At 39.9% G+C, this 12,595-nt stretch carries 8 protein-coding genes; 7 read left to right on the forward strand and 1 reads right to left on the reverse strand.

Annotated elements, in window-relative coordinates; all coding sequences use genetic code 11:
• Window positions 1–83 precede the first annotated feature (83 nt).
• The 7 genes from CSEC_RS03115 (at window position 84) to CSEC_RS03145 (ending at window position 10,583) form a co-directional block, all read left to right on the forward strand.
• On the forward strand, window positions 84–953 hold the full coding sequence (locus CSEC_RS03115; RefSeq protein ID WP_079977974.1) for a carbon-nitrogen hydrolase: 870 nt from the start codon (window positions 84–86) through the stop codon (window positions 951–953).
• Window positions 946–2,022 carry an agmatine deiminase family protein gene (locus CSEC_RS03120; RefSeq protein ID WP_041016941.1) on the forward strand — a complete coding sequence of 359 codons (1,077 nt, stop codon included), beginning with the start codon at window positions 946–948 and terminating at the stop codon, window positions 2,020–2,022. Before CSEC_RS03115 ends, CSEC_RS03120 begins: the two co-directional genes overlap by 8 nt.
• Window positions 2,023–2,056: 34 nt before the next feature.
• A complete protein-coding gene (ispG, locus tag CSEC_RS03125) occupies window positions 2,057–3,916 on the forward strand; it encodes a (E)-4-hydroxy-3-methylbut-2-enyl-diphosphate synthase (RefSeq protein WP_079977957.1) in 1,860 nt (619 codons plus the stop codon).
• A 140-nt stretch (window positions 3,917–4,056) separates the two neighbouring features.
• Window positions 4,057–6,534 (forward strand): hypothetical protein, encoded by a 2,478-nt coding sequence (locus CSEC_RS03130; protein WP_041016943.1) that lies wholly within the window; start codon window positions 4,057–4,059, stop codon window positions 6,532–6,534.
• A gap of 380 nt (window positions 6,535–6,914) precedes the next feature.
• Window positions 6,915–8,804 carry a biosynthetic arginine decarboxylase gene (speA, locus tag CSEC_RS03135; RefSeq protein WP_053331722.1) on the forward strand — a complete coding sequence of 630 codons (1,890 nt, stop codon included), beginning with the start codon at window positions 6,915–6,917 and terminating at the stop codon, window positions 8,802–8,804.
• A gap of 18 nt (window positions 8,805–8,822) precedes the next feature.
• The gene (locus CSEC_RS03140) at window positions 8,823–9,788 is read left to right on the forward strand and encodes a deoxyhypusine synthase family protein (RefSeq protein WP_041016944.1); all 966 of its coding nucleotides are present in this window, start codon (window positions 8,823–8,825) and stop codon (window positions 9,786–9,788) included.
• Between the two features lie 207 nt (window positions 9,789–9,995).
• The gene (locus tag CSEC_RS03145; RefSeq protein ID WP_041016945.1) at window positions 9,996–10,583 is read left to right on the forward strand and encodes a hypothetical protein; all 588 of its coding nucleotides are present in this window, start codon (window positions 9,996–9,998) and stop codon (window positions 10,581–10,583) included.
• 39 nt (window positions 10,584–10,622) lie between these two features.
• Here CSEC_RS03145 and CSEC_RS03150 read toward each other — a convergent pair whose 3' ends face one another.
• A complete protein-coding gene (locus tag CSEC_RS03150) occupies window positions 10,623–12,407 on the reverse strand; it encodes an AAA family ATPase (RefSeq protein ID WP_041016946.1) in 1,785 nt (594 codons plus the stop codon).
• Window positions 12,408–12,595 lie beyond the last annotated feature (188 nt).

Raw genomic sequence — 12,595 nt, forward strand, 5'->3', positions numbered from 1 at the left:
GGCTTTTTGTCCGAGTTCATCAATTTGGGCCGGTTTATGAGGATTCTTCCGATTTGAAATTGGATAGCTTTAGGAGTAAAAAAGTGAGTAAAAACGTCAAAGTGGGTTTGATTCAATTATCCTGTTCCGATAACCCTTCTCTCAATTTTGAAAATGCTCTTGTCAAAGTTAAAGAAGCTGCAAAAAAAGGAGCGAACATTATTTGTTTGCCTGAACTTTTTAGAAGCCTCTATTTCTGTGATGTCGAAGATTATGAACAATTTAAGCTGGGTGAAGAAATACCCGGGCCATCCACAAATAAATTAAGCGAGCTTGCTAAAGAACTTGGCGTTGTGATTATCGCATCCCTTTTTGAAAAAAGAGCAAATGGACTCTACCATAACACTGCAGCCGTTCTTGACGCAGACGGAACTTATCTTGGCAAGTATAGAAAGATGCATATCCCCGATGATCCGGGCTACTATGAAAAATTTTATTTTACCCCGGGCGATTTGGGATACAAAGTTTTTGATACGCGCTTTGGCAAATTAGGAATTTTAGTATGCTGGGATCAGTGGTATCCTGAAGCTGCTAGAATCACCGCCTTAAAAGGGGCTGAAATATTATTCTATCCGACAGCCATAGGCTGGGCCAAGACTCAAGATGAGAAAACAAATAATTCCCAATATCAAGCTTGGCAAACCATTCAGCGCTCGCATGCTATTGCAAATGGGGTTCATGTCGTTTCAACAAACCGTGTCGGCTTTGAAAAAGACATGAATTTTTGGGGAGGCTCTTTCGTATCCGATCCTTTTGGCAACCTTCTTTGCCAAGCAAAGCATGATAAAGAAGAGATTCTCATTCAAGAAATCGACGCCGGCGCTACAGAATTCTACCGCACCCACTGGCCTTTTTTAAGAGACCGAAGAATAGAAACTTATCAACCTATCACGAAACGGTTTATTGATGACTAAGCCTCCGATTCCTAAAAAAGTTGATTTGAGAAAGACCCCGAAAGAACAGGGCTATTTTTTTCCGGCTGAATGGCACCCTCATGAAGCGACTTGGCTTTCATGGCCCCATAAAGAAGCTTCCTGGCCTGGTAAAATTCATTCGATTTACCCTGTCTATTCTGAATTTATCCGCTTGCTGACTTTGGGCGAAAATGTCTGCATCAACGTCAATGATGAAGCGATGAAGCGTTTTGCAATAAAATGCCTTGAAAAAGCAAGTGTTGAACTCTCAAAGGTTAAATTTTTCATCCATCCGACAAATGATGCTTGGGCAAGAGACCATGGACCGAGTTTTTTGCTTAATAAAGACCCCAAGATGCCCAAAGTTATCGTGGATTGGGGCTATAATGCCTGGGGTGGAAAATACCCGCCTTATGATCTAGATGATGAGATCCCTTCTTTAATTGCAAATGCCCTAAATCTTCCCTGTTACAGAGTTCCGCTTGTTATGGAAGGGGGGTCAGTTGAGTTTAATGGGGCCGGAACGCTTTTAACCACAAAAGCCTGTCTTTTAAATCCCAATAGAAATCCCGAGTTCTCCCAGGAAGAAATAGAAAATGCCTTGAGAAGTTACTACGGAGTGGAGCAAATTTTATGGCTCGAGGAAGGCATTGAAGGGGATGATACTGACGGCCACATCGATGATTTAACTCGTTTTATAAATGAGGACACAGTCGTCACTGTAATTGAAAAAGATAAAAGCCACCCTGACTATGAAATCTTAAAGCAAAATGCCAAAGCTTTAAATAAGATGAAGCTTTTAAATGACAAGCCCCTTAATGTCATTGAGATTCCCATGCCTCTTCCTTTTATCTATGAAGATCAGCACCTGCCTTGCAGCTATGCCAATTTCTATATTGGCAATAGGACGGTTATCGTCCCAATTTTTGAAGATCCGCATGATGAAAAAGCTTTAGAAATCCTATCCGGCTGTTTTAAGGATAGAGAGGTGGTCGGGCTTAATTCCAGGGATATTATTTGGGGGCTTGGCAGTTTTCACTGTCTCAGCCAGCAAGAGCCTAAAGCCTAAAAATTTCTGAATTTTAATAGCGAAAATGAACCTTATGTCCTATTGCGAATCTATTTATCAGACGAAGCGCTTTCCAACAAGAGAAGTAAAAGTAGGCTCTCTTGGCGTTGGGGGGAATAACCCCATCCGGCTCCAATCCATGACAACTTCTAACACACGCGATGTTGAAGCGACTGTCGATCAAATTTTAAAGCTAAGAGATTATGGCTGCGAAATTGTCAGGTTGACGGTTCAAGGTAAAAAGGAAGCTGAAGCTGCAGGCTTAATAAAAAATCGTCTCCTTCAACTTAACTGCGATATCCCTCTTGTTGCCGATATTCACTTCTATCCCCCGGCGGCTTTGCTTGTTGCAGAGTTTGTAGATAAAGTTCGCATCAACCCCGGGAATTTTAAAGACAAAAGAGCCTCTTTTCAAGTCATTGAATACACCGATGCTGAATATCAGGAAGAGCTTGATCAGATAGAAGAAGCTTTTACCCCGCTTGTTGAAAAGTGCAAGCGTTTAAATAGAGCGCTGAGGATAGGCACTAACCACGGATCGCTATCCGACCGTATTATGAACCGCTTTGGCGATACGCCCAACGGGATGGTGGAATCCGCTCTAGAATACGCTAGAATTGCTGTAAAAAATGACTTTCATAGTCTTATTTTTTCGATGAAAGCAAGCAACCCTAAAGTCATGGTGCAAGCGTATCGGCTCCTTGTTAAAGAAATGAAACGTCTAAACTGGAATTATCCGTTACATTTGGGCGTAACGGAAGCTGGGGAGGGAGAAGATGGCTGGGTTAAATCAGCGATGGGCATCGGATCTTTGCTTATAGATGGGCTTGGGGATACGATTAGAGTATCTTTAACAGAAGATCCTTGGTTTGAAATCGACCCTTGCCGGAGATTGGCAAGCCTAGCTCAATCGCTACAAGGAAAAGGGGCCGCATTTTTTGAAGAATCCGCAAGAGACCCTTTTGCTTCTAAAAAAAGGGTTACAAAATCCATTTTTGATAAAGAAGCTTTAATCGGGGTTGAAGTTGCTTCACCTTTAGAGCTGACGCAAGAATTAGTGAGTCTAAAAAATAAAGCCAAGTCTTTAAGTTCGCCCGATTTTATCTTGCCGAAGAGCCAAGAAGTTAACTTTGAGCCTAATTTAAAAGAAGCCGGGATTAGATGGGTATCAAATCAAGACATTGAGCTAATACTGCTATCGGATCTAAAAGAAGAAAAAAATCCTCTTCAAGTCATAAAGCCTTTTGGGGTTTTGATTAAAGGGGATGAGGATTGGGAAAAGCTATTATCCTCAAAAACGCCATCTTTTATTTTATGGCAGCCAAATGAAGAGGGGCGCGTTCAAAAGACAAGACGCTTCTATGAATGGCTTTCTCAAAATAATCTTGTTATCCCGCTCTATCTTTACTTTGATTACACGAATTGCAAATCCTTTGAAGAAGTGATCATTCAAGCGTCTTGCGAGTGCGGCAGCCTTCTAATGGATGGTATTGGGGAGGGGATTATCTTAAGCGGCCCTTATGAAGCAAATTCCCTTAAAGAATTATCCCTTAGCATTTTACAAGCTGCAAGGCTTAGGTCTCATAAAACCGAGTTTATCTCGTGTCCCGGTTGCGGCCGAACTCTTTTCAATCTTCAGCAAGTGACCGAGAAAATTCGCTCCCTCACAGGTCATCTGCCCGGCGTTAAAATTGCTGTTATGGGTTGCATCGTCAATGGACCCGGCGAAATGGCCGATGCTGACTTTGGTTATGTCGGCTCTAAAACAGGGATGATAGATCTCTACATCGGAAAAGAGTGCGTTGAAAAAAATATTGAAGAGACACTTGCGCCTCATAAACTTGTCGATTTAATTAAATCGCACGGCAAGTGGGTGGAACCGGCTCTTGTTTAATTTTTTAAAACAATTCATTCTTTGTAAAGTTTTTTCGTTTGATAATAAAATTCAGTAATTAATAATTGCTGTAGAGTTATTTTTGTTTTTTATTTATTCTTTTTTGTTATTTTTATTTATTTTTTAAAGGTAACAAAAAAATGCAAGTCTCACCTTCTGATACTTATAAATTTACAAATGAATTTGGATGGAAACTAAAATTTCTTTTTTCTGAGGATGGTTATCAATCTAAACTTAAAGAAAAAACAGGTCAGGTTTTTAAAGATAATATCAGTTTTTTTTACAACGGAGAAAGAACCTATCCTGATTTCTTGCTTGAAAAGTTTAAACGAAATGAATGTGAAACTAGTGATTGGAGAGCTTATTCATTAAACGAGGGTGCTCTAGTATGTTTTGGAGAACTCTCGGAGCAAGAGATAGCTTTAAAAGAAAAGTTTTTACAAGATGAAAAAAAGAGCTGGGGCTTAACTAGATATGTTTCTGCTTTTGGGAGTACTGCAATTACAGTTGGCGGTCTTGCTTTAGGAGGAGCCGCTTTATTGGCATCGGGACCAATTACTGTCGCAGCTTTAGGAATTCTTGGATGCGCTGGAGCCGGAGCGGGTTTAAAGGGTTTAGGCTATGTTCTCAGCACTGAAGAAGAAAATTTCTCCTTAATGGATTATGCCAAAGAAGGGGGGGTTGGTTTTATTGGCGGAAGCGCCGGTGGACTTGTTACCGTGACGGGTGCTGCGGCCGCACCCTTATTAGCGGGCTTTGTTCCAACAACTTTTGCGATGGTCACACCGGCCGTATCCCCTGCTGTTTTTGTTGTGAGTCAAGCTGCCGGAAGTGTTGCAAGTGAAGTTGCTGAAAAAGCAGCTGCCGGAAAAGAAATAAATAAATCCGATTTAAAAAAAGCCGCAGCTATCGGAGCTTGCGGGGCTATGGTAAGTTCTGTTGCAGGGCCGCTCTTTAAAGGCATGGGTCAGATGGTAACCCCAAAACTTGGAGGTCCCATAACTTTGTCCCAGCATAAAATTCTTGTAAGTTCTCTCTCTGGTGGAGCGCAAGGGGTAGCTCATGCAGCCACTTCAACAGTCGTCAGAAACTCGATGGATGACAAAGATTTAACTGAAGATATTCTTCCAAATATGGTGATGGGAGGAACGCTTGGTTTTGTGAGTGGAGGGATTAGTGAAAAGATCACTCAAGTTCGCGAAAAAAGAATATGGGACGAGACAATAAAAAACAGAACCCGGGATCCTATAGTAGAAGGCCCTGATGAAAGCAGGAAGTCACAAGCTCGTTTAAACCAGAATAATGCAGAATCTAGAAGAAAGGCGCAGTCAAGTGCATTGCCTGATCGACCAACTCAAAAAGCTTCCGTTGAAAACCATTTATCCGGTGAGCAACCAACTCAAAAAGCTTCCGTTGAAAACCATTCATCCGGTAATCTCCCTACTCAAAGTGAGGCTAATCTATCTAAACTTGAATTAGAATTAATCAAACTTGAGGCAGAAATAAAACGACTCCTTGACAGGGCGAGAGCAAGATTAGAAGATTTTCAGAAAGAAGGGTACGCATTTTATTTAGATAAAAAACAAATTTCTCTAGAAGATGCCATTAGAGCTTTAGCCAATGGTCAAGATGTATATGTGAAAGAAGCCAAAACCTGGCTCATGGCACATAGTGGAACCCCTCTATGGGAATTAGAAATCCAACGCTTAACGATACACCGACAACTTTCAATTGATTACTGTGAGAATTATCTGAGAGAGCACTTCGCTAAACATGGAGGCTTAACCCAAGATGCAATGGATCACTTATTTCTTCACATTGAAAATGCAGAGAGAATTCAATATGAAATCACTTATAGGAAATATCATGATCAGATGGTTAATGCACTAAAAAATGGAAGACTATTTGATGGAAAAACCTGCAAACCTATTAAAACAGTTCTTGAAGCATTAAAAATCCTTTTTAGTGGAGGAAAGTTGTTTTTCACCGGTAAGAAGGGTAAGATGAGCCTCTCTAACGATGGGGGGATGTGGTATAAAAATTGTGGTAAGACAGGTCCTAAGATTATAGACCCCTCAGATGGCTTATCTCAGGGTGAGATAACCAACGTTCAATTTCATGAAAAAATGAATGAAATAAAAGCTAAATCCGGACCTGTTATCGAAATCCCAGCTGACATTATTCCAGTTGTAAAAGTGGATCCGTCACCAAAAAATAAAGGTAGTCCAGTTGTAAAGGTGGATCCGTTACCAAAAAATAACAGTAGTCCAGTTGAAAAAGCGGATCCGGTAAAAGATCCTAAAGAGACCGAAGGGAGCAATCCTTTTATAACTTTTCAAATTTTGATGAATCATTCGCCTCTCTCTCTTCCCCCAATTCAACCGATGCCTAAACAAGAGGGAGATGTGCAAACAAGACTCGAGGAAGCTCCTATTCTTTTAGAAAAAGATCTCTTGCTTCGCATCAAAAATCCTTTTCAGATAATAAAGCGGAAGCTTGAAAGAATAGGAAGAGCGATTGAAAAATGCTCTTACAAAGATACTTCACGAAAGGAAAAGCTTCTTAAAGAAGAGAAACGGCTAAAAAAATTATTGTTAAAACTAAAAGAAGAAAAATAAGAGCGCTTATTTTATGTCCTTCGCAAAAATTTGCGGAGGGCATTACAACCTTTTTTTATTTTTGAGTTAAAACTCCTTTCTCCCGCAATAATTTCAAAAAAATTTCATGATTCTTTAAAAAAGTTTTAGGGATTCTTATTTTTCTCAAGCACTTTAAAAAAGTTGGTTAAGCATTTTTTTTTAAAAGCTGTCTAAATTAATGCGAGGGGACGAAACAAAGAAAAAATTAAAAATAAAAGAAAAATTTTATAGAAAATTTGATTGCATAAGAATAAAAGGTAACGGATAATTTTTCCTTAAAACTTAAAGCAAATTGGGTTTAAAACAATTAAATTTGGCCCCTAAAAAAATTTATTTTGAACAGGAGAGTTAACTATAAGATGGAGAAACCACAAACACTCAAACATCACACGCAGTTCTGGATCCATAATTGGGGACAAGGGTATTTTGACATAAACGAAAAAGGCCATGTAATTGTCAAGCCTTCAAGAAGCGAACATTCTGGAGACCTTTACGACCTCGTTCAGGCTTTAAGGCAAAGAGAAATAGAAGCCCCGATCCTCATTCGATTTGATGGAATTATTCGTGATAGAGTGAAAGTTCTCTATTCTGCCTTTGATAGCGCAATTGAAGAATACGGATACAAAAACAGCTATCAGATCGCTTATCCTATCAAAGTAAACCCTCAAAAACATGTCGTCGATCTTGTCTATGAAGCCGGCCGAAAAAATCAAATTGGACTTGAAGTTGGCAGTAAGCCCGAACTTATTTCCGTTTTAGCTTATAATCACCCTGATAGTCTTCTTCTTTGCAATGGCTACAAAGACGCTGAATATATTGAACTTGCTCTTCTCGCAAGAAAATTAGGCCGTAGGTCTATTATTATTATCGAGCAGCTCTATGAATTAAAACTCGTGATGGACGCAGCTTTAAAGCTTAATGTAGAAGCCGAAATCGGTTTCCGCATGAAGCCCTACAACAAAGGCAGCGGAAGATGGGGCTCCTCCGGGGGCGATCTTGCGAAATTTGGCCTTAGTATCCATGAAATCGTCTCGGGGATCAATCAATTAAAAGCTGCTAATAAAGCTCACTGGCTTAAGCTTTTGCATTATCATATGGGAAGCCAGGTCCCGACGATCGCAACGATAAAAAAAGTTTTAAGTGAAGCGGCTCGCATGTACGTTGAGATTGCGAAAGAGTGCCCTTCGCTTACCTTCTTCGATGTCGGGGGCGGCCTTGGAGTTGATTATGACGGGTCAAAATCAAGCAACGACTCTTCCATGAACTATTCCATTGAAGAATACGCAAGAGATGTCGTCTATGCCATCGGCGAAGCTTGCGATCGATCTGAGCTTCCCCAGCCTGTCATTATCTCAGAGTCCGGAAGAGCGCTTGTAGCTCACCATTCTGTTTTAATTACAGAAGTGATTGATGTAGCGCCAACTCTCGATGTCGTTGATAAACTTGACAAGCCTCCAACCGATCACGAGATCTTGGACACTCTTTACAACCTCTACAACGACGTTAACGTCACGAACTGCGAAGAAGTGCTTCATGACGCACTTGATCTGAAAGACTCTATCTTGAATTCCTTTATTTATGAAGGGATGTCTTTAACAGAAAGAGCCTATGCAGAGCAAGTTTATAAGCTTCTTATTGCTAAGATTAGCCAGGTCTCGAAAAATTTAGATTATGTGCCTGAAGAGTTAGATACGATCGATCGATCCCTTTTGGATGTCTATTTTTGCAACTTCTCAGTTTTTCAATCTTTGCCGGACTCATGGGCCATTGGACAAGTGTTTCCTGTCATTCCAATCCATAGACTCAAAGAAGAACCTAAAAGACGCGCCATCATAGCCGATTTAAGCTGCGATAGCGACGGAAAAATAGACTGTTTTTCAAGCCGAATCGGTCAGCGTTATTTCCTAAGGCTCCACGAGCCAAACTCCCAAAGCTACTTTCTTGGCATCTTTTTAGTAGGGGCTTACCAGGAAATCTTAGGGGGCATGCACAATCTTTTCGGAGACACCAACATTATCCACGCAGATCTTGATGAGGATGGCACATGGGAAGTCACTCATATTGTCGAAGGAGACACTATCTCGGAAGTTCTCGATTATGTGGAATATGACTCGGATGAATTGAATGAAAGGCTTCGTTTAGCTATAGAAAAATCCTTGAAAGCCGGAAGATTAACTAATGAAGAATCTGCCAAATTACAAAAGAAATTCAAACAAGCTCTTGATAGCTATACTTACTTAGTCGTTTAAAGGATGAGATGAGGGATCATGAAAATTCGCGAATTTATGCAACGAAACTATAAACATTTTAATGCAGCCGTATGTGTGGATGCTTCAGAAGGCTGGATTAAGCTTTTGGAAGAAGGAGGCAAGATGATGGTCACGCTAGCCGGCGCTATGAGCACGGCAGAACTTGGCATTTCTCTTGCTGAAATGATTCGAAATGATAAAGTTCATGCGATTAGCTGCACAGGAGCTAATCTTGAAGAAGATATCTTTAATTTAGTCGCTCACAATCACTATGAAAGGGTTCCACATTATAGAAGCTTGACTAAAGAAGACGAGATGGCTCTCTTAAAAAAGGGAATGAACAGAGTTACTGATACTTGTATCCCGGAAGATCATGCGATTCGGGCCATGGAGCATGAAATGCTAGAGCTATGGCAGGAAGCGGATAGAGAGGGCAAAAGCTATTTTCCCTATGAGTTTATGTATAAACTCTTAAAATCAGGGAAGTTGGAAGGCAAGTATCAAATCGACCCTAAAGACTCATGGCTTCTTGCGGCAATGGAAAAAAACCTCCCTATCATAACGCCTGGATGGGAAGATTCTACTTTAGCAAATATTTTTGTCTCGCATGTGATTTCTAAAGATTTAAGCCGCTATTCTATTGTCAAATCCGGCACCGAACAGATGGGTCTTATGATCGATTGGTATAAAAAAACGGCTCCAGGCCATCCTATCGGGTTCTTCCAAATTGGAGGGGGTATCGCAGGGGATTTTCCAATTTGCGTTGTGCCGCTGATTCGTCAGGATTTGCAAGAAGATTACCCTCTTTGGAGCTATTTTTGCCAAATTAGCGACAGCACGACTTCCTTTGGATCTTATAGCGGAGCGGTTCCTAACGAAAAAATTACATGGGGAAAAATTTCTATTGAAACCCCAAGCTACATTATCGAATCGGATGCTTCGATTGTTGCCCCCCTTGTTTTCAACTACGTTCTTGACCGTTAACATTTATTTTAAGAAAGAGAGGTATACCTCTCTTTCTTTTTTCCTTTCCACACTCTAGCTTTAAATATAAATATTTTTTAGAAATAAAGAAATTTGAATATATTTTTAATCTAGTTTTCTTTACTTATTATTAATAAAGTCTGTGAAATTAATAGATAATAAATTAAGTCGATAGTATTATAACCCTTTATCTTTTTTGGAGAAGAAATGGACGCTGCTCACTCATTTAATTTTTTGGGTTTACCTGTTGAATTACAGGCTCACGTTGCTAAATTTACAGATCTTGAAACAATTTCTAGCCTAAATCTCGTCTCAAAGGCTTGCCAACAAATGGTTAAAGCTCAATTTAAATCTATGGCCAAAGATATTCAGGATAGTGAGCCAAACCGTCGATTTATGGCCTTTCGGATTGCAGAAAAAATATTAAGGGTCGATTTGATACCGGCTGGAATAGCAGTTTCCACCTCAGAAGAAAATATAGAAGAAGTTTTAAAAAAACAAGCCCAAGCACAAATGCCACAGGTGGCCGATTTTTTTACGGCGTCACAAGAAAACAGTAGAAGCTTTTCCCTTTCTCAGCTTTTTATATTACACAGCTTTTTTTCTAAGCCTGAAGGTTACGATTGGTTTTATAAGACAAGAACAAGATTAAATTTGGCAAGTATTGGATCTGACGGACGTGAAGCTAAAACTATTGAAAAAATCTGTAAAAAATTCCCTTTAGGAAAAGAAATTGTCCCGCCCAAAAGTGTCGTTAAAATCGTTCAAAATAGTCTTGGGATTTTGAAAAGATAAAAAAGGGGTGATTTTCTCACCCCTTTCAAGACTTAAATCTTACTGACCTGCCTTTTTCTCGGCGTCCAGTTGTAAATTTTTGAAAAGAACTCCGGTTCCTATAAGGCCGGTCTTATTTTGGTGTCTTGGAATAATAAGGCCTCTTGTAATTTCATCCGGATATCTACGGTCAATCGTGATGTTATTGAGATCATCGATCAAGCTAAGGATTTCACTTGCAACGCTTGGGTTTTCTTCGAGTTCTTTTGTTAAGAGGTCAAGAAGCGCTTTCTGATCAACTTTTGTGATGGCCTCTTCTTTATTAAGATCAAAAGGACAGCTGAAAGAAACATTTCCGACTCTAAAATCAAGAGTTCCAACAGTTCTGGATTTTTCCCTTTTGTGGTAATAACTATTAAAATAACCTGTGTTATTCCCCCAAGTTAAAGAAAAACCTCGAGCATGGATATCTGCTTCTTGATTAACAGGCTCTTGCGCTCCACGAATTAAGTTTACACCTTGCCTTGCAAGTTGACCCACTTCATCCCTATTATGAACAAGACCTGCTGCGCCAAGACCTGCTGCAAAGCCTCCCAAAGGCCCTGTAAAGGGTGTTGCTGCGGCGGCCGCAGCCAGCCCAAACACCATTGTTTTTAATCCAAACTGCATGCTTGCATTATTTTTTGCTTCTTGAAGCTCACGAATGATTTCCTGGTTTACAGCTTGTGCATTCCTAAGACGTTCTATGTTTTCCTCATTATTAACTCTTGCGTTTTGAATGCCTTGTCTCATTACAGCTTGTGCTAAAGCTTGTTCGGCTGCAAATTTTTCGGCCATTTCCCATTTTGCCATCGCTCTTCCAAAGACTTCCCCCATGGCTTTTGATAAGTCAAGGATTTCATTAAAGACCTCATTTGAATCAGATTGCGCTTGAGATAAGAGTTTTCTACCTTCTCTAATCGATCTTAAAGCCGCTCTTGATTCCTCCTGACCTTCCAGGATGGAAGCTCTGAATTTCTTTAAAGCCGCTGCGATTTCTTCAGGAGATTGCTTAGGATTTAATTCTTCGTTAAAAAATTTAGCAAGTCTATCTTGATTCTCGATCAATCTTTGAATTTGCATCATGCCTTCGCCTAAAATCCTATTGGAGTAGGCCATTTGCTTTTGTACTTTTCTAAACTTAAGAAGCGTCGCCTTATTTTTTTCAAGGAGAGCTCTTGTTTCCTCGTTTAGCTCAACTTTTCCTGAACTGATTAACTCCTCAAGCTCTCTTTGCTGCTCTTCAACTTTTATTGCCTGCTCTTCTAAGTGCTTTAACTGCTGATCAACCTCACTCATTCCAAAAAGCGCTTGATCCTGGATTTGCTTAAGAACTTCAGCGCTTGCAATAGCGCTTTCAATTCTCTCCAAAACAGGAGTTGCTTTGGGCTTTGATAAAATCTCTTTTAGTTTATAGAGGGCGGCAGATCCTGCCACAAGAGCGCCGGCAAGGGGAAGAGCCGTTCCCGCTGAAAGAGCAAAAATTGCGGTTGCAAGCGAAGCCACACTTAAAGTTGTATCCACAGGATTTTCTGCAAGGCGCTCGGCAATAGGGGCGACAATTTCAGCCATTCTTATTAATTTGCTGTATTCTGCTTCGAGTTTTTCTTCAGTTGCATTAATTTCAGCTTCTTGCAGTTCTTCGATACTAAAAGTCGCGCTCTGAAACAGTTCTTTCTCGCCTTCGCTTTCGGTTTGAGCTCTGCTCTGTAGACGCAAGTGAAGAACTTCTCTTTCAGCAACAGATTCTCGCGGCAGAACAGTAACTTGTGATGGGGTGAATGCCCCGGTTCTATCCATTTGCATTTTATGTTTACCCTTTAATAATTCTTTTATAATTTTTATTTACAGTAATTATAAAACGGAAATGTTAATTGTATTTAAAGATAAGATTAATAATGTATTTTTTGAAAAAGTATAGAAATATAATATATTTTTTTAAAATTTAAATAGAATCCAGGATTTAAATTATTTTTTTTAAAAAATTAAACAAA

Source organism: Criblamydia sequanensis CRIB-18 (genome assembly GCF_000750955.1).
Taxonomy (GTDB): Bacteria; Chlamydiota; Chlamydiia; order Chlamydiales; family Criblamydiaceae; genus Criblamydia; species Criblamydia sequanensis.

Bases quoted from the DNA above. Each gene is read 5' to 3' on its own strand.
- speA (WP_053331722.1), top strand. From the start codon at position 6,915: ATGGAGAAACCACAAACACTCAAACATCACACGCAGTTCTGGATCCAT.
- CSEC_RS03120 (WP_041016941.1), top strand. From the start codon at position 946: ATGACTAAGCCTCCGATTCCTAAAAAAGTTGATTTGAGAAAGACCCCG.
- CSEC_RS03130 (WP_041016943.1), top strand. From the start codon at position 4,057: ATGCAAGTCTCACCTTCTGATACTTATAAATTTACAAATGAATTTGGA.
- ispG (WP_079977957.1), top strand. From the start codon at position 2,057: ATGTCCTATTGCGAATCTATTTATCAGACGAAGCGCTTTCCAACAAGA.
- CSEC_RS03150 (WP_041016946.1), bottom strand. From the start codon at position 12,407: ATGCAAATGGATAGAACCGGGGCATTCACCCCATCACAAGTTACTGTT.
- CSEC_RS03145 (WP_041016945.1), top strand. From the start codon at position 9,996: ATGGACGCTGCTCACTCATTTAATTTTTTGGGTTTACCTGTTGAATTA.
- CSEC_RS03140 (WP_041016944.1), top strand. From the start codon at position 8,823: ATGAAAATTCGCGAATTTATGCAACGAAACTATAAACATTTTAATGCA.